At 68.3% G+C, this 20,374-nt stretch carries 15 protein-coding genes; 8 read left to right on the top strand and 7 right to left on the bottom strand.

Going from position 1 to position 20,374, the window contains the following annotated elements:
- Positions 1–56: 56 nt before the first annotated feature.
- Together F1599_RS05700 and F1599_RS05695 are read right to left on the bottom strand one after the other, a co-directional pair.
- Positions 57–1,145, bottom strand: coding sequence for a siderophore ABC transporter substrate-binding protein (locus tag F1599_RS05700; RefSeq protein WP_150082480.1), 1,089 nt, complete (start codon positions 1,143–1,145; stop codon positions 57–59).
- A gap of 9 nt (positions 1,146–1,154) precedes the next feature.
- Entirely contained in the window at positions 1,155–3,152 is a 1,998-nt protein-coding gene (locus tag F1599_RS05695; protein WP_395895012.1) for a ligand-gated channel protein, read from the bottom strand.
- Between the two features lie 378 nt (positions 3,153–3,530).
- Here F1599_RS05695 and F1599_RS05690 point away from each other — a divergent pair, with 378 nt between their 5' ends.
- Together F1599_RS05690 and F1599_RS05685 are read left to right on the top strand one after the other, a co-directional pair.
- Positions 3,531–4,238 (top strand): response regulator transcription factor, encoded by a 708-nt coding sequence (locus F1599_RS05690; protein ID WP_150082479.1) that lies wholly within the window; start codon positions 3,531–3,533, stop codon positions 4,236–4,238.
- A gap of 2 nt (positions 4,239–4,240) precedes the next feature.
- Positions 4,241–5,716, top strand: a complete 1,476-nt coding sequence (locus F1599_RS05685; RefSeq protein WP_150082478.1) for a sensor histidine kinase — start codon at positions 4,241–4,243, stop codon at positions 5,714–5,716.
- Here F1599_RS05685 and purT read toward each other — a convergent pair.
- The 5 genes from purT to F1599_RS05660 form a co-directional block, all read right to left on the bottom strand.
- Positions 5,638–6,843 carry a formate-dependent phosphoribosylglycinamide formyltransferase gene (gene purT / locus F1599_RS05680; RefSeq protein ID WP_150082477.1) on the bottom strand — a complete coding sequence of 402 codons (1,206 nt, stop codon included), beginning with the start codon at positions 6,841–6,843 and terminating at the stop codon, positions 5,638–5,640. The genes F1599_RS05685 and purT overlap by 79 nt on opposite strands.
- A gap of 205 nt (positions 6,844–7,048) precedes the next feature.
- Positions 7,049–9,079, bottom strand: a complete 2,031-nt coding sequence (locus tag F1599_RS05675) for a gamma-glutamyltransferase family protein (RefSeq protein WP_150082476.1) — start codon at positions 9,077–9,079, stop codon at positions 7,049–7,051.
- A 194-nt stretch (positions 9,080–9,273) separates the two neighbouring features.
- Positions 9,274–10,065 carry an SDR family NAD(P)-dependent oxidoreductase gene (locus F1599_RS05670; protein WP_150082475.1) on the bottom strand — a complete coding sequence of 264 codons (792 nt, stop codon included), beginning with the start codon at positions 10,063–10,065 and terminating at the stop codon, positions 9,274–9,276.
- A 176-nt stretch (positions 10,066–10,241) separates the two neighbouring features.
- Complete coding sequence (locus F1599_RS05665; RefSeq protein ID WP_150082474.1) at positions 10,242–11,342, bottom strand: hypothetical protein; 1,101 nt, start codon at positions 11,340–11,342, stop codon at positions 10,242–10,244.
- Between the two features lie 200 nt (positions 11,343–11,542).
- Positions 11,543–12,268 (bottom strand): GntR family transcriptional regulator, encoded by a 726-nt coding sequence (locus F1599_RS05660; protein WP_149316521.1) that lies wholly within the window; start codon positions 12,266–12,268, stop codon positions 11,543–11,545.
- A gap of 282 nt (positions 12,269–12,550) precedes the next feature.
- Between F1599_RS05660 and F1599_RS05655 the strand changes: the two genes are divergently transcribed.
- The 6 genes from F1599_RS05655 (at position 12,551) to F1599_RS05630 (ending at position 20,348) form a co-directional block, all read left to right on the top strand.
- Positions 12,551–13,333, top strand: a complete 783-nt coding sequence (locus F1599_RS05655; RefSeq protein ID WP_223819496.1) for an alpha/beta fold hydrolase — start codon at positions 12,551–12,553, stop codon at positions 13,331–13,333.
- Positions 13,330–14,640: an iron-containing alcohol dehydrogenase gene (locus tag F1599_RS05650; RefSeq protein WP_150082473.1), complete on the top strand. Its 1,311-nt coding sequence runs from the start codon at positions 13,330–13,332 to the stop codon at positions 14,638–14,640. Before F1599_RS05655 ends, F1599_RS05650 begins: the two co-directional genes overlap by 4 nt.
- Before the next feature lie 235 nt (positions 14,641–14,875).
- Positions 14,876–16,255 (top strand): MFS transporter, encoded by a 1,380-nt coding sequence (locus F1599_RS05645; RefSeq protein ID WP_150082472.1) that lies wholly within the window; start codon positions 14,876–14,878, stop codon positions 16,253–16,255.
- 202 nt (positions 16,256–16,457) lie between these two features.
- Positions 16,458–17,264 (top strand): sterol desaturase family protein, encoded by an 807-nt coding sequence (locus F1599_RS05640; RefSeq protein ID WP_149316288.1) that lies wholly within the window; start codon positions 16,458–16,460, stop codon positions 17,262–17,264.
- A 192-nt stretch (positions 17,265–17,456) separates the two neighbouring features.
- Entirely contained in the window at positions 17,457–19,124 is a 1,668-nt protein-coding gene (locus F1599_RS05635; protein WP_150082471.1) for an MFS transporter, read from the top strand.
- A gap of 21 nt (positions 19,125–19,145) precedes the next feature.
- Positions 19,146–20,348 carry an HlyD family secretion protein gene (locus tag F1599_RS05630; protein WP_150082470.1) on the top strand — a complete coding sequence of 401 codons (1,203 nt, stop codon included), beginning with the start codon at positions 19,146–19,148 and terminating at the stop codon, positions 20,346–20,348.
- Positions 20,349–20,374 lie beyond the last annotated feature (26 nt).

Genomic DNA, 20,374 nt, shown 5'->3' with positions numbered 1-20,374 from the left:
ACCTCACGCTGGCCTGACGCTGGCCTCATGCGGGCTGGCGCTGGGTTGGCGCTGGCCTAACGCTGCAAAAAGCGCTCGCTTGCCGCGATCGCCGGTGCCGCGGATCCTTGCGCCGTTGCGCTGCCGATCGCGTCGCTCAGTTGCCGCACCGTCAGCTGCATGCCGCGCAGCCCACCGCCATCCATCAGGTACCACAGGATCGGATCGAGCCTGACCACGCGCACCGGCTTGCCGGCGGCATTGCGCCCCAGTGCGCCGCCGTCGAGCGAGGCCAGCGCCGCCGAGGGCGGCTTGCCGACCGCCGCGTCGCGGTCGATCACGAACAGCCAGTCGGGATTGGCGTCGCGGATCTGCTGCACCGTCAGCTTCGTTCCCCTGCCCTCCGGATTCAGATCCGGCAGCGCGGCCTGGAAGCCGAACGCGTCGTGCACGGTGCCGAAGCGCGAGCCCGGCCCTTGCGCGCTGATGTTCTCGCCCGCGGTCAGCACCACCAGCGCGGTGCCCGCGGTGGCGGCCTTTTGCTTCAGCGTCTCCACGCCGGCGCGCAGCGCCTGCACCGCGGTCGCCGCCGGCTGCTGCCGGCCGAACACGCGGCCCAGGCTCTCGGCATGGCGTGCGATGCTGCCGATGCGGTCGGCGCGATCGATGCTCAGGTCCACCGTCGGCGCGAGACGGGACAGCGCCTCGTACTGCTTCGCCGACCGTCCGCCGACGACGATCAGGCCTGGCGCGATCGCCTCGATCACGGCCGGGTTCGGTTCGAACAGCGTGCCGACCTTGACCACGCTGTCGCTGCGATAGCGGGCCAGATGCGGGGGTAGCGTCGTGGCGGGAACGCCCGCGACCGGCACGCCGAGCGCGTCCAGCGTATCGAGCGCGGCCAGGTCCATCGTGACCACCTTGGCCGGCTGCGCCGGCAGCGTCGTGGTGCCTTTTGCATGGGCGATCGACAGCGTGGTTCCGGTGGCGGGGAGCGTTGCCACCGGTGCCGCCGATGCCGCCGGTGCGGGCGGTGCGGACGGTGCCGCCGCAATGGCGACGCAGCAGAACGCAGAAGACGCAACGCACGCCGCGGCGAGCGCGCCGGCAGGGGCGCGGCGCAAGGCCCGCGTCGCAGCGGACATCGTGAACGGAATCGATTGCATGGCCACTCCTCAGAACTTGACCGAGACGCTCATCCAGTAGCGCCGGCCGTCTTCGACATAGCCGTAGTCGGCATAGCGGACCGACTTGTCGAACAGGTTGTAGATGCCGGTGAACACCGACACGTTCTTGTTGACCGCATAGGTAGCGCCGAGGTCGACGAAGGTGTACGACGGCGCCACCACGGTGCTCGACGACGGCCCGGTGATCGGCTGGCTTTCCTTGCCGCGATAGTTGACGCGGGTCCAGGCGCGCAGCGCGCCGGTGGCCTGCCAGTTCAGCGTCGCGGTCAGCAGGTGTTTCGGCAGCTGGTTCAGCGGCTGGCCCTGGTACTGGCCGCTCTCCTGCTCGGACTTGGTGAAGGTATAGCTGCCGACCAGCGACCAGTCGCGCGCCAGTGGCCACTTCAGGTTCGCCTCGATGCCGCGCGAGTACGCCTTGTCGACGTTCATGTAGGTGGTCGGATTGGCGCCGAACTGGTTCGGTCCATCGGTGCACTGCGTGAGCGGACAGGCGACGCGGGTGATCTTGTCCTTGAAGTCGTTGTTGAACACCGTGAAGCCGGCGTGGAAGCCGGTGCCGTTGTCGTACAGCAGGCCGATTTCCTGCGTGACCGAGGTCTCGGGCTTCAGGTCCGGGTTGCCGTACATATTGCCGCCGCGGCTGGTCTGGCCCCAGCCCGCCACGGTCTGGCGCAGGTCGGGCGCGCGGAAGCCGGTCGAGACGCCGCCCTTGACGGTCCAGCGGTCGGCCACCTGCCAGACGCCGTACAGGCGCGGACTGTAGTGGTCGCCGAACTTCTCGTCCTTGTCCATGCGCAGGCCGCCGGTCAGCGCAAAGCGCTCGGTCAGCCGCCATTCGTCCTCGGCGAACAGCGCCCATTGATAGCGCTCGACCTGGTTCGGGCCGCCGGCGATCTGGTTGCCGGTCTGGTCGTTCAGGCGCTGGTTCAGATAGTTCGCGCCGACGGTGAGCATGTGGTTGCCGAGCGGCATCGTCCAGCTGGTGCGCATGTCCAGATTCCGGATCTTCATCCGGCGCGTACGGTTGTCGAACTCCTCCTGCTGGATATAGCTGTCCGAGGTCGCGAAGCCCCAGCGGCCGGTGTGCGACAGCGCGTATTTCTCGCTGCGGTAGTCGGTCTCGGACGATGCCGGGCAGCCGGTGCGCGGGCAGCTCGCGCCGGGCGGCAGCGGCGCCACGGTCCTGCCCAGCGTCTCCTCGATGTTCTGCCGCATCGAGGTGGCCTCGAGCACGATGTCGTGATGGCGGTTCGGCGTCAGCGCGAGTTTCGCCGTGATGTTGCGCGTGTCGCGGCCGCGAAATCCGTAGGGGATGTGGTCCTCTTCGCGGTGCGTGTACTGGCCGTACAGCTGCAGGCCCAGCAGGTCGGTCTGCAGCGGGCCGGCCAGATAGAAATTGCCCTGGTAGATGTTGCCGGAGTGGCTGTGCTGCTGCAGCGTGGCGTCGGTGCGCACCTCGCCGGTCCATCGCTTCGGCACCTTGCGCGTGATGATGTTGATCACGCCGCCCATCGCGTCGGAGCCATACAGCGAGGACATCGGGCCGCGCACCACCTCGATCCGTTCGATCGCGGCCAGCGGCGGCGTCCAGCCGCCCTCGACCCCGGCGCTGTCGGAATTGGTGCGGGTCTCGCGCGAATTCTGGCGCTTGCCGTCGATCAGGATCTGCGTGTACTTGGCGCCCATGCCGCGCAGGCTGATGTCCTGGCGGTCGGCGCCCCCGGTGACGACCACGCCGGGCACGCCGATCAGCGCGTCGTTGATATCGCGATAGGCGCCCTTCTCGAGTTCCTCGCGCGTGATCACCGAGATCGAGGCGGGCGCCTCCTTGATCTGCTGCTCGTAGCCGGAGGCGGTGACGACCACGGTTTCCAGCGTGGCTGGTGTGGCTGGCGCGGCCAGTGTGGCCGGTGTGGCCGATGTGGCGCGTGTTGCCGGCGAGATCGCCTCGCCGGCGGCTTGCTGCGCCAGCGCACCGCCTGCCATCCATCCGCCGCCGCCCGCGCACAGCATCGCCGCGACCCTTGCCACCGCGCGCAGCTTTCGTCGCCGAGTCGTTGCCCGGTGGCGCGTCGTTCCAGTCGTCCCGGTCGTTCCAGTTGTCCCCGTCCTTACCGTCATCACGCTCGCGCTGCCGCTGGCCGCGCCGCTGCCCATGTCGTTGCTGCTACTGCTCATGCTCGCGATTTCCCCGTATGCCCGGCACGTCGTACGCGGCCGATTCTGTGAATGACAATCATTCTCATATTAGAATGTGGCCCGCCGGGCTCATCAACGAGCTTTGGACAGCTTTTGACTTCTTTGCACTTCTTGACGTGGCGCACGATCGCGCCGCCGGGACGGTGCTTCACCCCTTCGACACGCATGCAAGTACGCTCGCCCGACGCGCCCCGCCGCATCCTGCTGATCGACGACGACGTCGAACTGACGCAGATGCTGCGCGAGTATTTCGAGCCGGAGCGCTGGCAATTCTCGATCGCACATCGCGGCGCCGACGGCGAGGCGCTGCTCGCGCGCGGCGACCACGACCTGGCGCTGCTCGATCTGATGCTGCCCGACGGCAACGGGCTCGAACTGCTGCGCCGGCATCGCGCGCGTTCGCAGCGCCCGGTCATCATGTTCACCGCGCATGGCGACGAGACCGATCGCGTGATCGGGCTGGAGCTGGGCGCCGACGATTATCTGGCCAAGCCGTTCAGCCCGCGCGAACTGAAGGCGCGCATCGGCGCGGTACTGCGCCGCTTCGACTCGACACCGGACAGCGGGGCCGACACGCTGAGGGTCGGCGGGCTGACCTTGCACGTGGTCTCCGGCAAGGTCACGCAGGCCCATGGCGAGGCCTCGCTGACGGGCACGGAAACGCGGATTCTCGAAATGCTGATGCGCTCGGCCGGCCAGGTGGTGGCGCGCGAACAGCTCGGCCAGTACGCGCTGGGGCGCGTGCCCGACCGCTACGACCGCAGCATCGACACGCATATCAGCAGCCTGCGCCGCAAGCTCGGCGGGGACGGCTCCGCGACCAAGACCGCGATCCGCAACCAGCGCGGACGCGGCTACGTGCTGGTGGCGTGACGATGGCCTCGCTGCCGCTGTTCTGGCGCAACTTCCTCGCCTTCTGGGCCGGCATGGCCGCGATCGTGGCGATCGGCATGGCGCTGACCGCGTCGGTCGCCTGGTATCGCTTCCAGGCACTGGACGGCCTCAATCCCGCCAGCCTGACCTACGACGCGCTGCAGATCGCGCGCACGCAGGGCCGGCCGGGTCTGGAACGCTGGGTGCGCGCGATGGACTCGCGCTTTTCGGCGCTGCAGATCTACCTGGTCGACGAGCACAACGTCGACATCCTCGGCCGCCGCCTGCCGACACGGGTCCATGACTGGGTCAGTACGCTGGAACGCCCGCGCCATGCGCTCGACGCGAGCGCGCCGCTCGACCACGATCGCGGCACGCTGCCGCTCGCGCCCGGCGCCAGCGTGTCATGGTGGGACCCGCAGGCGATCCCGCTGCCTGATGGCGAGGACCTGCTGATGGTCTTCCTGCCGTTCGATTCCTCGCGCTGGGAGATGCTGCACCTGTCGCCGGTGATGCTGGCGCTGGGCCTGTTCGCGCTGGCGGTCAGCGCGCCGCTGTGCTGGGCGCTGACGCGCCATGTCACGGCGCCGGTGCGGAGCCTGCGCGAGGCGGTCCGTGCCCTGGCCGGCGGCGATCTGCGCGCGCGCATGCCGCCCGCGATGGCCTCGCGTGCCGACGAACTCGGCCATCTGGCGCGCGACTTCGACAGCATGGCGGCGCGGCTGGAGGCGCTGGTCAGATCGCGTGAACGGATGCTGCGCAATATCGCCCATGAACTGCGCTCGCCGCTGGCGCGGCTGCAGGTGTCGAGCGAACTGGCCAGGCGCGACGATGGCCGGCTGTCGGTGCAGCTCGATCGGATCGAACGCGAGATCGAGCGGCTCGACGGCCTGGTCGCGCATACGCTGACGCTGGCCCGGCTCGGCGCCAAGGGGCTGCCGTTGCAGCCGCTGGAACTGGTCGGCGTGGTGGACGCCGTGGTCGAGGACGCCCGTTTCGAAGCCGCGGCGCGCGGCGTCTCCGTCGAATGGACCGCGCCGCCGCCCGCCATGGTGATGGGAGACCGCGTGCGCCTGTCCAGCGCGATCGACAACGTGCTGCGCAACGCGATCCGGCATACCGATCCGGGCGCGCCGATCCGCGTGACGCTGCGCACCGCAGGCGATCGCCTCGAACTCGATATCGTCGATGGCGGGCCGGGCGTGCCGCCCGACGCGCTGCCGCACCTGTTCGAGCCCTTCTATCGGGTCCGCGACGGCGCGCGGCCGGACAGTGAGGGCTCCGGGCTTGGCCTGAGCATCGCCATGGCGAGCATCGCGGCGCACGGCGGTGGCATCGCGGCGCGCAATGCCTTGCCGCGCGGGCTGTGGGTCGGCATGTGGCTGCCGCGGGCGGTGGATCAGTCCGGCAGCCGCGGCACGACCTTGCCCGCCGCTTCGCGCGCGTTGGCCCGCGCGGCCTCGACGTCGACGTCGTAGGCGAGCGCCACGCCCATGCGGCGCTTGGCGAAGCTCTCCGGCTTGCCGAACAGGCGCAGATCGGTGCGCGGCACGCGCAGCGCCTGGTCGACGCCATCGAACACCACGCCCTCGCCGTCCACGCCGCCATAGATCACCGCGCTGGCGCCCGGGCTCTTCAGCGTGGTATCGACCGGCAGGCCGAGAATCGCGCGCGCATGCAGTTCGAACTCGCTCTGCCACTGCGTGATCATCGTCACCATGCCGGTATCGTGGGGGCGCGGGCTGACCTCGCTGAACCAGACCTGCTCGCCCTTGACGAACAGCTCGACGCCGAACAGGCCCTGCCCGCCGAGGTCGCCAGTCACCGCGCGGGCGATTTCGCGCGCCTTCTGCAGCGCGGCGGGATGCATCGGATGCGGCTGCCAGCTCTCGACGTAATCGCCGGCCTGCTGCAGATGGCCGATCGGCTCGCAGAAATGCGTCTCGATGCTGCCGTCGGCGCCGCGGGCGCGCACGGTCAGCAGCGTGATCTCGTAATCGAAATCGATGAAGCCTTCCACGATCACGCGGCCGTGGCTGACGCGCCCGCCGGCCATCGCGTATTCCCACGCCCGCTCGACATCCTGCGGGCCGTCGAGCTTGCTCTGGCCCTTGCCCGAGCTGCTCATCACCGGCTTGACCACGCACGGGTAGCCGATGCCGCCGTCGATGGCCTCGCGCAGTTCCTGCAGCGAATCGCAGAAGCGATACGGGCTGGTCGGCAGGCCCAGCGTCTCGGCCGCCAGGCGGCGGATGCCCTCGCGGTCCATCGTCAGGCGCGCGGCGCGGGCGGTCGGAATCACGCGGACCGTGCCTGCCGCTTCCAGCGTTTCGAGCATCGGCGTGGCGATCGCCTCGATCTCGGGCACCACCAGGTCGGGCCGCTCGGCCTCGATCAGCGCCTTCAGCTGGTCGGGGTCGCTCATCGCGATGGTGCGCGCGTGGTGCGCGATCTGCTGGCCCGGCGCGCGGTCGTAGCGGTCGACCGCGATGGTTTCGACGCCGAGCCGCTGCAGGGCGATCAGCACTTCCTTGCCGAGCTCTCCGGAGCCGAGCAGCATCACTTTGGTGGCGCGGGGAGAAAGGGGCGTTCCTAGCGTGGTCATGGGAGCGAGGGGGATAAGAAATCAGGGCGGGCGGAAAGCGGGCATTGTACCGGGCGCAGGGGCGCGGTGCCGCGGGGCTGCGCCGGCGCTGCACGCGGCCACACCGGGATTCCCCGGGTCCGCAGCGGCAATGCAAGCGCAGCGGGCCGGACCTGCTCGCACAGGATCCGGCCCGCCGCACGACCAGGGCGCTAGCGCGCCGACATCACGGCCGGAACGTATCGCCCAGCACCACGCCCTCGCGCCGCGGATCGGCACCGCCGACCAGCGCCGGCGCCCCGCCGATCGTCTCCCGCACGATCGCGCTCAGGCCGCTGGACTGGTTCCCCACGCTGACGGTATGGCCCAGATTGCGCAGGCCCTTGACCAGCGGATCGTTGTCGCCGGGCAGTCCGCCCTGCGGCGTGCTGGTATCGACGTTCGGATGCTCGCCGCCGACGATCATCGTCGCGTTGTTCGAGCCGAAGTCGATCATCGACACCGCCTGCTGCGCGTCCATCTTCCAGTCGAGCACGCCGACCAGCGTCTTGGCGACGTACTGGATGATGGTGGCCCCGCCCGGCGAACCGGTGGTCATCTTGAAGTCGCCGCGGCTGCCGTCGCCCTTGCGCTCGAACACCAGCGTCGGCGACATCGAGCTGCGCGGGCGCTTCAGCGGCTGCACGCGATTGGCGATCTGCGCCCCGTTCGCATCGACCGGCTCCGCGCTGAAATCGGTCAGCTCGTTGTTCAGCAGGAAGCCGCCGGTCATGTGGTACGAGCCCAGTCCCGATTCGATCGTCGTCGTCATCGCCACCACGTTGCCGTACTTGTCGACCAGCGACAGATGCGTGGTGCCGCGCTCGGCGATGATCGGCGCCCCCATCGGCGCCCCACCGAAGTTGCCGGCCGGCACGGGCCGCGGCATCGCCGCGGTCAGGCTGATCATGCCGGCGCGCTGGGCCAGATAGCTCTTGTTGAGCATCGTGTCCGGGCTGCCGCCGGGCAACGGCACGAAGTCGGTGTCGGCCACGTACTGGTTGCGATCCGCATAGGCCAGGTTGCCGGCCTCGCCGACCAGGTGCACGCCGGTAACGCTGGGCTTTCCGCCGTTCTGGTCCATGCTGGTGGGCGCATGGCTGGCCATGTCGAAGTTCTCGAGGATGCCGAGAATCTGCCCGACCGCGATGCCGCCCGAGGACGGCGGCGGCATGCCGCAGATCTCGTATTGCCGATAGGTGGTGCAGACCGGCTCGCGCTTCTTGGCCTGGTAGTTGGCGAGATCGTCGAGCGTGGTCACGCCCGGCGTGGTGCCGCCATCGTAGGTGGTGCGGATCTTGTCGACGATGGCGCGAGCGATCGGCCCGTCCTTGTAGAAGGCATCGGCCCCGCCCTCGGCCACCGCGGTGAAGGTCTGCGCCAGCGCCGGGTTCTTCAGGATCGTATTGACCGCGCGCGGCGTGCCGTCGGGGTTCAGGAAGTAGGCCGCCATCTCCGGATCGCGCTTGATGTTCTGCACGGTGGTGGCGCTGGAGATCGACGCGGCCATGCGCGGCGGAATCGCGAAGCCGTCGGTGGCCAGCTTGATCGCCGGCGAGAACAGTTCCTTCCAGGTCTTCTTGCCGTAGTCGCGATGGGCGAGTTCGAGCACGCGGAGCGTGCCCGGCGTGCCGATCGAGCGGCCGCTGCGCACCGCGTTGGGCAGCGGCGGGGTCTGGTCGGTCGAGGACTTCCAGCGCAGATAGTTCTCGTCGGCTCCGGAGGGCGCGGTTTCGCGGCCGTCGTAGGCGATGACCTTCTTCGTCTGCGCGTCGTAATGCATGATAAAGGCGCCGCCGCCGATGCCGGACGACTGCGGCTCGACGAGGTTCAGCACCATCTGCGCGGCCACCGCCGCATCGACCGCGGTGCCGCCGTCCTTCAGGATGTCGCAGGCGACCTTGGTCGACACCGGATTGTTGGTCACCGCCATGTACGTCTTCGCATAGACCGTGCGCTTCGGCGCGTAGCCGGTGGCGACCTCGGGGGCGCCGGGCTCGCCGGGCAGCACGATCACTTCGCCGCCGGTCGTGCCATTCAGCTCACAGCCCGCCACCGGTTGTGGGGGCGGCGGCTTGTGGCCATGGTGGTCGTCGTCATCGTCGCCGCCGCACGCGGACAGCAACAGCGCGGCGGTGGCCATCATCAGCCAGCCGCGGGGGCGTCTGCGCGGCGGGGATGCGGGAAGGGCGGGATCGAAGGTCGTGCGCTGTCGCATGGCTGTCTCCTTGTTGTCGGGCATCAGCTGGCAGGGCTGGCTCGGTGCCCGGGATGCGAACGTCCGCCGGCGCGGATGGGGCGCCGGAACGGCGGCGGTGGGGAACGACAACTACGACGCTAGTACGCGCAAGGCCGCTATGCAATGGTCCTTAATGACGATTTGGCGCGCGGCGAGCCTTCGCTTCCTCGGGCTCACCGCTCCATGCCGCCGCCGGGCTCGGCCATGCGGCGGTGCTGCTCGGCCAGCAGATCGGCCGGTGTCACGTTCGAGATCGCGGCGCGCAGCTTGTTCTGCCACCCGGTGACGACGTCGCCGTCGCCCCGCAGCATCGCCTCGAAGCCCTCGCGCGCGACCTCGGCAGGGTCGTCCTTCTTCTGCTGGCCCAGCCGCGTGTCGAGCATGTCGGCGCGCTCGAAGAAATCGGTCTCGGTCGCGCCCGGCATCAGGCAGGTCACCGTGACCCCGCAATCGCGCAATTCGTGCCGCAGCGCAAACGAGAAGGAATCGAGGAAGGCCTTGGTCGCGTTGTAGACGGCCTGATAGGTGCCCGGCATGAAGCCGGCGATCGAGCCGGTGATCAGGATGCGGCCGGTGCGGCGGTCGCGCATGTCGCGGCCGATGCGATGCAGCAAGTCCAGCGTGCCGGTGACATTGGTCTCGACCACGCGCTGGATGTCGCGGAAGTCCTGGTCGAGAAAGGCGCGGCCCAGGCCGCGGCCCGCGTTGGCGCACAGCACGTCGACGGGACGCCCCTTCGTGGCGCGATACAGCGCCTCGACGCCGGCCGGATCGGCCAGGTCCACGCACAGCGCATCGACGGCCATGCCGGCATCGCGCAGGGCCACCGCCGCGGTGTCGATGGCGGGCTCGTCGGCCGCGATCAGCAGATCGTAACCTTGCATCGCACAACAGCGCGCAAGCTCGAAGCCGATGCCCGACGAGGCACCGGTGACGACGGCAAAGGGACGGGCGGCTTGGTTCACGGCGGTCTCCTGATGGCGGCTCGGTTCGTATCGCCCGGCGCAAGGCTGCGGGGGGCGGTACGGCCAACCCGTCCCTCAAGCAAAGTTCGTTCCGCGCATTGCGATGCCACCGCGCGCCCGCCGCTTCGTGCTTCCGTTGCCCGGAATTACAAAAGACGGCAGGCCGTGCCGGCACGTCAGCGGAAATCGCTGAAGCGGATGTCCGGTGCGCTGGTGTTGTGCCGCGACGGGACGGTGCGTCCGAAGCGGACGTCGCCGGCCTGCCAGGTCGACACCTCCGCGACCGTGGCGTCGCGCGCCTGCCCCGCCGGGTCCTGCCAGCTGACGCGGCTCATGTCGGCGTTGTCCTCGGTCACGTACATCGAGCGCAGCATCGCGAACGGCGCTTGCGCGCGATACGGCGGGTGGAAGGCGACATCGAGCGCGGTGCGCGTGCGGCTGATCTCGCGGATCGCCACCTGTGCCTCGCCCCCGGCGGTAAAGCGCAGGCCGATGGTGCGTTGGCGCGGATCGATATCGATGTGGGCGATATCGACGATCGGCCGCAGGTCCTGCTGTACCGGCCCCATCAGGAACGAGGAGCCATAGGCGTTGTCGGGCAGGTGCGCCGCGGGCAGCGGCTTGGCGCGCCAGTAGCCGTCCGAGGGATAGAGCACCAGCACCTCGGTCTCGACGACCTTGCCCTTGGGGCCCTTGCGCTTGTCGAAGAACTGGATCAGATGAAAACCGCCATCCTTGCGCCCGCCGACGGTGACAGGCACGCGCTGGGGCCGCCAGAAGCTGTCGAAGGTGATGCCGACGATCGCGAGGTCCTTGCCATCATACAGACGAACCTTGCGCGGCTTGAAGGTGTGGCGCGGATCGGTGGGATGCGGGGTATCGCCGAAATTGCAGCCCGAGAAGTCCGGCGCCGAGCTGTCCTTGCGGATCTTGCCGATGTAGGCGGGATGCAGCGCCTCGACGCGGAAGCGCTGGATGGACGGGGCCGACAGCGCGAAGGAGACGTTGTCCTCTTCGGCGCAGGTGGTCGGTGTCGTCAGGTTGCGGACCTCGACCGCGGCCGGGACCGGATCGGTCGATGCGAGCGGAGTGGGCGAAGTGGGCGAAGTGGGCGAAGTGGGCGAAGTGGGCGAAGTGGGCGAAGTGGGCGAAGTGGGCGAAGTGGGCGAAGTGGGCGACGTGGGGGACGTTGGCGATTGTGCGACGGCGGTGGCCGTCAGCAGGCTGCACAGCAGGGCCGGGATCAGTCGAAGCGGGCGAATCTGGCGGCTTGGCATGCGTTGGTGGTTTCCTTGTTTGCATACCCGCGCCGTGCCGGCTGGACGCCGTTGGCCTGCCGTGGCCGTGGCCTTGGCCGTGGCGAGCCTTGCCTTGGCCTGCTTGCTGGGTCTGCCAAGGCTTGCCTTGGCACACCGAGCTCTGCGTCGGCGCTGCCCTGGTGTTGCGGTGGCCTCGCCTGGGCCTGGTCCGGCAACCCCTAGCGGCGGTCGCCCAGCACGGTCGCGCGGGTAAAGTCCTCGATATTGTCCAGCAGCGCGTCGAGCGCCGCGCCCGCGCCTTCGACATCGCCCTCGGCGATGGCAGCGGCGACACGGGCGTGCAGGCGCGCCATCTCGGGAAGATCGGCGGCCTGCTTGTAGTGAAAATACCAGAAGCGGCGTGACAGCCCATGCATCAGCCGCATCGCGCCCTCGGCAAACTCGTTGCGCGCGGCCTGCAGACACAGTTCGTTGAAGCCCGCATCGGCGCGCACGAAGGCCACTTCATCCGCCTTCTTGACCGAGCGCTCGAACTCCGCGGCAAGCCGCCGGAAAGCCTGGCGTTCCTCGACGGTGGCGCGGCGCGCCGCACTGCGGCAGATCAGCCGCTCGACCTCCCGACGCGTTTCCAGCAGCCGCAATTGCTTGGCCACGTCGATCGGCGGAATCAGCAGGCCGCGCTGCGGCAGCACCACGATCAGATGCTCGCGCGCCAGCCGCTGTATCGCCTCGCGGATCGGCGTGCGGCCGATACCGGTCATCTCGCTCAACTGGAATTCGGAGACCGACGAACCGGGCGCGAGCTGCAACGTGACGATCGCTTCCTCGATCCACCGATAGGCCTGATCCGTCAGCCGCCCGCGCGGCCCCGCCCCGTTCTCGCTACCTTCGTCCTCGACATGGGTCGCTGCCGCCCGCCTGACTGTCGCCGCTTTCTTGACCATTGACGTCGTTTGCATGTTTGACGAATGCAAATTGTATATGAGTCATTTTCGGGGGAGGCGCGGCCCCCCCGGGCTCCGACTGGTTTTCACAGGAATGACCATTTTCAGCAAACGTTGCACATGGGCATTCCAGTGAAAATCGCGCGCCCGGTCCGTCAGACCGGAGACGATTCATGGCGCCGCGCGCCCGGAACGGTCCACGACAGAGACATCCCGCTTGCGTTTACTCACCGGCGTCCACTACTATGATCCATCTAATATATTAGATGTACAGGAGACACCATGGCAGCAGACTCCATGGACGTGATCGAAGTCGGCAGCGGGCCGTTGTGCGTCGTGGCGCTGCACGGCATCCAGGGCACGCGGGCGGCGTGGTTGCGGGTGGCGCAGCGCCTGAGCGCGCTCTGTACCTTCGTGCTGCCGAATCTGCAGGGACGGGGGGCGGCGCCGCGGCCCGGCACCGTCGACGGATACACGCTGGAGCGTTATGCGGCCGCGGTACGCGAGGTCGTGCAGCGGCATGCCGAGGCGCGGCCCTTCGTGCTGGCGGGATGGAGCATGGGCGTGTCGGTGGCGCTCGAGTACGCCGACCGCTATCGCGATGAACGCGCACCGCTCGCGCTGCTGTTGCTGTCGGGCTCCCCTGCCCTGTGCGAGACGCGCTGGTTTCACGCCGATGAGGGTACGGCGCTGATGGACGAGATCGCCGCGCGCGAGCGTCGGCTCGGCTTGAGCGAGGCAGCCGACCACGCCGCCGTCGCGCGGACGTGGCAGGCGATCCGGGGAAGCGATCAGCGTTCGCGCTTGCCCTCGCTGCCGATGCCGGCCCTGGTCATTCATGGCCGCGACGACGGCGATTGCCCATGGGCGCACGCGCAGGCGCTGGCCGATGGTTTGCCTGGCAGCCGGCTGGCCACCATCGAACTGGCGGGCCACGGTTTGCTGACCGGCCATGCCGTTGCCGTCGCCGAGCTCGCGCTGCCCTGGTTGCAGCAGCTCGCCGATTCGATGCGCCCTGCCGGATCAACCGCCCTTCCTTCGTCCATCCCGCTGGAGTTGCCATGAGAATCGAAGACCTGGTCTATTTCTGCGCGCCGGCGCGCCTGATCGTCGGCCCCGGTACGCGCGCGCAATTGCCGGCGCTGCTGCAGCGGCTCGGCCATCGCCACGGCGTGCTCGTCACCGATCCCTTCTTCACCGGACGCACGCCGTGGGTCGGCGAGTACATCGAGGCCGCGCGCGCCGCGGGCATCGAGACGGTGGTCTACGACGGCGGCATGCCGGATCCCAGCACAACGCTGTGCGACGAGGCCACGCTCGCGCTGCGCAAGCGGCTGGGCCGCCGTGTCCCGGACCATCTGGTGGCGCTCGGCGGCGGCAGCAATATCGACCTCGCCAAGGCGCTGAGCCTGACGCTGCTGGAAGGCCGGCCGGTGCGCGACTTCGCCGGTACGTTGCCCGCCGGCATGCGGCCGATCCCGCTGGTGGCGCTGCCGACCACCTCCGGCACGGGCTCGGAGGCGACGCCGGGCGCGATCCTCGTCGATCCCGACAACGCGACCAAGATCGCGGTGATGGACAACGCGCTGCGTCCGCAGATCGCGCTGATCGACCCCGAGTTCACCTATACCTGTCCGCCGCGCGTGACCGCGGATGCGGGCATCGATGCGCTGACGCATGCGATCGAGTCGTACCTGACCGTCGACAGCGCGGCTTATCCACGGCAAGGCAACGCGGATCCCGGTTATAGCGGACGTTCGGCGCTGACCATGCTGTTCGCCCGCGAGGCGATCGCGCTGTGCAGCCGCTACCTGCTGCGCGCCTACCGCGACAGCGGCAAGGGGGGCGACGGCGACAGCGGTGACGCTGTCGTTCGCGACATCGCGGCACGCGTCGGCATGTCCTATGCCAGCCTCTACGCCGCGCTGTCCTACGGCAGCGCCGGGCTGAACGCGGTACATGGCATCGCCTATGCCGTCGCGGGCCTGACCCACCGTTCGCATGGCAGCACCAACGCCGTGATGCTGCCCTATGTACTGGACGCGCTGCGTACTACGCGCGGTGCCGATCTGCTGGCGCTGGCGCCGCTGTTCGGCCTCGACCAGGGCAGCGACGAGGCGCGCATCGCCGGCGTGCCGCTGGCCGTGCGCAATCTGATCGACGCGCTCGACATCCCCTCGAACCTGCAGGCCTTCGGCGTCCCGCGCGAAGCGCTGCCCGCGCTGACGCGCGACGCACTGGCCGTCACGCGGCTGGCGCAGGCGTTCCCCGTCGACGACGTGCCGGGCACCTATGCGCGCGTGATCGAGCACGCGTGGCGCGGCGAACTCGCCGCCCATGGCCGCGCCGCGGCCGCGAAACAGGCGGCTTAAGACCGCTTAAGGCCGCTTAAAGCCGCTTAAAGCCGCTTAAGGCGGCGCCTTAGGGCAAATCCGGAGCTTCGCCCGGCAAGCCGCGCCGAATAACGCTTTCCGGGCGACCACCCGGCACCGCGGACGCCAGCGCGGCCCGCGTTCTGCCACACACGGTTTGCATACCTATCGCATCCATCTAATATATTAGCCAGACCGCCAACAGGCGGCCCCACGACAACGACAGGAGACAACCATGGACATGTCGGCAGGCAGTGTGGCGCTGACCCCCGGAGTCGCGGCGCGACTCGAGCGCCTTCCCATGACCCGCTATCAGCGCACCTTGTTCGGCATCATCGCCACCGCATGGTTCTTCGATTCGATGGACCTGGGCATGATGACCTTCGTGCTCGGCTCGATCAAGGCCGAGTTCGGCCTGAGCGCGGCGCAGACCGGCCTGCTGGCCAGCTCGAGCTTTCTCGGCATGTTTGCCGGCGCGGCGGTGGCCGGCATGCTGGCCGACCGCTTCGGCCGCAAGCCGGTGTTCCAGGTCAGCATGATCTTCTGGGGCGTGGGCAGCCTGATGTGCGGGCTCGCGGACAGCGTGACGGCGCTGATGCTGTACCGCGTGCTGCTCGGCTTCGGCATGGGCATGGAGTTCCCGATCGGGCTGTCGATGGTCTCCGAGATCGTGCCGGCCAGGAGCCGCGGCAAGTATGTCGCAATCCTCGAGGGCTTCTGGCCGATCGGCTTTATCGCGGCGGGATTGCTGGCGTATCTGACGCTGCCGGTGATCGGCTGGCGCGGCATCTTCATCGCGATGGCGCTGCCGGCCGCGTTCGTCTTCGTGGTGCGCCGGATGGTCCCGGAATCCCCGCGCTGGCTCGAAGGGGCGGGACGGCAACGCGAAGCCGAGGCCGTGATGGCCGGCATCGAGGCACGCGTCGAGCGTGCCAGCGGCAAGCCGCTGCCGGCGGTACAGGAAGGCTTCGCGCCCGCTACCGTGCACGACCGCAAGGCCATGTTCGGCGAACTGTGGAAAGGTCCGTACGCCAAACGCACCGTGATGCTGTGGGGCATCTGGTTCTTCGCGCTGCTCGGCTACTACGGGCTGACCACGTGGCTTGGCGCACTGCTGCAGCAGGCCGGCTACGCGGTCACCAAGTCGGTGCTGTACACGGTCTATATCTCGCTGGCCGGCATTCCGGGCTTCATCTTCTCGGCGTGGCTGCTGGAGAAATGGGGGCGCAAGCCGACCTGCGCGCTGATGCTGCTGGGCAGCGCCGCGTCCGCCTATCTGTACGGCCAGGCCGCCGTGCTGAAGCTGCCGGTCGAGCAGCTGATCGCCGCCGGCCTGTGCATGCAGTTCTTCCTGTTCGGCATGTGGTCCGTGCTGTATGCCTACACGCCCGAGTTGTATCCGACGCGCTCGCGTGCAACGGGATCGGGCTTCGCCTCGTCGATCGGCCGCATCGGCTCTTTGGTCGGCCCGTATCTGGTCGGCGTGCTGCTGCCGATCACCGGCCAGGGCGGCATCTTCACGCTGGGCGCGCTGTCGTTCGCAATTGCCGCGATCACCGTGCTGTGGCTCGGCATCGAGACCAAGGGCAAGTGCCTGGAGGAAGTGTCGAGCTGAACGAACATGCGATGTCGTCCGCGCCGACGCGTGGACGACCGCTTCCCACGGCCCTCGCTTGCGAGGGCCGTTTTCTTGGAGCGGCAGGCAGCAGCGAGACATCGTTTGGCACGAGCGGATGGCACAAATCGTTTGACATCGAACCATATACCACTAATATATTAGTACGATGTCAGTACGCCAAAGACAGGAGACAACCATCATGATGAGCGAACGCCAACGCAAATTCCGCGAGCAATACAAGGCCGATATCAGCCCGCTGTACAACGGCCTGCTGCATATCGGCGTGATCTTCGCCGCCGGCATCGCCGCGCTCTACTACTGCGCGACGAAGCTGGAAAACGCGACGTGGGAGTGGCTGCTGGTGCTGCCGGTCTTTCTCGCCGGCAACCTGGTCGAATGGTTCATGCACAAGTACGTGATGCACCGGCGCATCGACGTGTTCGCGTTGCGCGCCATCTACGAGCGGCACACGCGTCAGCATCACCAGTACTTCACCGATATCGAGCCCACCATCGACACCACGCGCGAATTCCGCATCGTGTTCTTCCCCTGGCGCGTGTTGATCACGCTGGGCGTCGGCGGCGGTGTGCTCGGCTACCTGGCCTATCTGCTGATCAATGCCAACGCGGCGTACATCGTCTTCATGACGATGGTCGGGCACTACCTGGTCTACGAAGTATTCCACTACTGCTGCCACGTCCATGACAACTGGTTCGTGCGCAATATGCCGTTCATCAACACGATCCGCCGGCACCATACCGCGCACCACAACCAGGGAATCATGATGCACTACAACATGAACCTGACCTTCCCGATCGCCGACTGGCTGATGGGCACCAGCGATCTGCGCCGCGGCCTGCTCGGCCACCTGTTCAACGGCTACAGCGAGGACCATATCAAGGAGGAACTCAAGCCCATCATCCGCAAGTTCCGCCACGACGATTCGCGCGTGACGCTCGACGGTCCGCAGCTGACCGAGGATGAACGGCGCGCGATGGCGGCCTGACGGCAGACCCACTGCAGCCCACGGATGGCCGGGACTTCGATCCCGGCCATCGCCATTTTGGCCGACCGAGGCCGACCTCCCTTCCCCACGCGCCTTTGCCTGACGGCTACCTCATCGCTTGACACTTCAGCCCCGCAGCGGCAATGATCGAACCCGCTGGACCTTCGCTGAACCCGCTTCCCCGTCATGCCAATGGGCGCTGCCACGGCCGAATACCAGTTCAAACCGCACGAGCGGCCCACCGTTCCGGGCTCCCCTGCGACGCCCGATCATCCGACGCCAAGGCGCGTCGGCTATTTCTGCGTCGGCGTGCTGATCGGCCTGACCGCCGGCTTCGGCAACGCGCTGGTGATCGCCAACCTGAACAATATCCAGGGGGTCTTCGGCCTCTACAGCGATCAGGCCGCGTGGCTGTCGACGGTCTACGTGATGACCAACGTCTGCGCCAGCATGCTGCTGATCAAGTTCCGGCAGCAATACGGCCTGCAGCAGTTCGCGCGGCTGTTCCTGCTCGGCTATGTGGTCATCACGCTTGCCCACATCTTCGTCCATACCTTCGAGACCGCGCTGCTGGTACGCGCGGCCAACGGCATCGCGGCCAGCGGGCTGAGCACGCTGGCGCTGTATTACATGATCCAGTCGATGCCGGCGGCGCACCGGCTCAAGGCGATCGTGCTCGGCATCGGCGTGCCGCAGCTGGCCACACCGCTCGCGCGCGTGTTCACCTCCGGCATGCTCGAAGCAGGCAACTGGAAGGCGCTCTACCTGTTTGAACTCGGCCTGGCGCTGCTGTCGCTGGTCGCGGTGGCGCTGCTGCGGCTGCCGCCCAGCGAGCGCATCCGGGCTTTCGAGAAGCTGGACTTCGTGACCTTCGCGCTGTTCGCGCCCGGCATGGCGCTGCTGTGCGCGGTGCTGAGCCAGGGCCGCATCCTGTGGTGGACCGAGGCCGCGTGGCTCGGGTACGCGCTGTGCGGCGCGGTCGCGCTGATCACCGCCGCGCTGTGGATCGAGCACAACCGCGCCAATCCGCTGCTCAATACCCGCTGGCTCGGCAGCAGTGCGATGCTGCGCTTCGCGCTGGTCGCCATCGCCGTGCGCGTGCTGCTGTCCGAGCAGGCCTACGGCGCGGTCGGCCTGCTGACCGCGCTCGGCATGGGCAACGACCAGCTGGTTCCGCTGTACGTGGTGGTCTCGCTGGCGAGCATCGCCGGCCTCGTCCTCAGCGCGCTGACGGTCAACCCGTTGAACCTGGAACGGCCGATCCGCATCTCACTGCTGCTGATCGCGATCGGCGCCTTCATGGACGCGCATTCGAACAACCTGACGCGCCCGGCCAACATGTACCTGAGCCAGGCGCTGATCGCCTTCGCCGCGGTCTATTTCATGGGGCCGACGCTGCTGATCGGCATGCTGCGCGCGCTGTCGAAGGGCATGAGCCATATCGTCAGCTTCTCGGCGCTGTTCGGCATCACGCAATCGCTCGGCGGGCTTGCCGGCTCCGCGCTGCTTGGCACCTTCCAGATCTATCGCGAGAAATTCCACTCGCATTCGCTGGTGCAGTCGATCACGCTGACCGACCCGCTCGACGCGGCGCGCATCCAGGCGCTCGGCGGCGCCTACGGACGCGTGCTGACCGACCCCACGCTGCGGCAGGCCGAGGGCTCGGCGCTGCTGGCGCAGCAGGTCACGCGCGAGGCCAATGTGCTGGCGTTCAACGACGTCTTCCTGATAATCGGCATCATCGCGTCCGCCACCTTCGTCTGGCTGCTGGCGCTCTACATCCGCGATCGCATCCGCGGCCACAACCCGATGGCCGAGCCGCTGGAAGCGATGGCACGGATGCGGCAACGCCAGCAATAACAACAACATCTGGAGCCACCGGTGACCGACCAAACGCCGAACCGCGAACCCGGCCCCGCTGCTTCCGCGCAAACGAACGCGCAGAAGTCCGCGCAGCCCGACTCGCCCGAGCGTCTGCAGGATCCCGTCGAGGTACCGCAGCAGGCCTCCGCCCCGCCGACCGGCTGGTCGCCGCCCAAGGGCACGCGTCGGGCCACGATCATCGTCGTCGCGATCGCGCTGGCCAGCATCCTGATCATCCTGTACGCGTGGGGACTCCCGCCCTTCACGCACGTGATCCAGAGCACCGACAACGCCTATGTGCGCGGCCAGACCACGGTGATCAGCCCGCAGGTCAGCGGCTATGTGGTCGACGTGCCGGTGCGCGACTTCCAGCAGGTCAAGGCGGGACAGGTGCTGCTGAAGATCGACGATCGCATCTATCGGCAGCGCGTCGAGCAGGCCCGCGCGAACCTGGACACGCAGATCGCCAACCTGAGCAACACCGACCAGACGCGCCGCTCGCGCGAGGCCACGGTGCTGGCGCAGCAGGCGAGCCTGGCCAACGCGCAGGCGCAACTGCTCAGGGCCCAGGCCGATATGCGGCGGGTCGACGAGCTGGTGGCCGACGGATCGGTCTCGCTGCGCGAGCGCGACCAGACCCGCGCCGCGCTGCGGCAGGCCGAGGCCGCCGTGCGCCAGGCCCGCGCCGCCGCCGAGATCGCCCGCCAGGACGTGCAGGCCGTCGCGGTCAGCCGCGAGGGATTGCAGGCGGCGGTCGAAGCGGCGCGCGCGGCGTTGAAGCTCGCCGAGATCGATCTGGCCAACACGGTGCTGCGCGCCCCGCAGGACGGGCAACTGAGCCAGATCGGCGCGCGCCTGGGCCAGTACGTGACGGCCGGCACGCAGGCGATGTTCCTGGTGCCGCCGACGCTGTGGGTCATCGCCAACTACAAGGAGGCGCAGACCTCGCACATGGCGCCCGGCCAGCCGGCGAGCTTTCGCGTCGACGGGCTCGACGATGCGCGGCTGACCGGCCATGTCGAGCAGCTGGCGCCGGCGGCAGGCTCGGAGTTCGCGGTGATCCAGCCGGACAACGCCACCGGCAACTTCGTCAAGGTCGCGCAACGGATCTCGGTGCGCATCGCCATCGATCCGGACCAACCCCTCGCGGCGCGGCTGCGGCCCGGCATGTCGGTGCGGGTCGAGGTCGATACCCGGCAGGCGGAGTCCCACGCGCGATGACGGCCGGCTCACATATTCGGCGCTTC

Source organism: Cupriavidus cauae, assembly GCF_008632125.1.
Lineage (GTDB): Bacteria > Pseudomonadota > Gammaproteobacteria > Burkholderiales > Burkholderiaceae > Cupriavidus > Cupriavidus cauae.
Note: the sequence above shows the minus strand (reverse complement) of the source record. Positions and strands in the feature narration are given on the sequence as shown.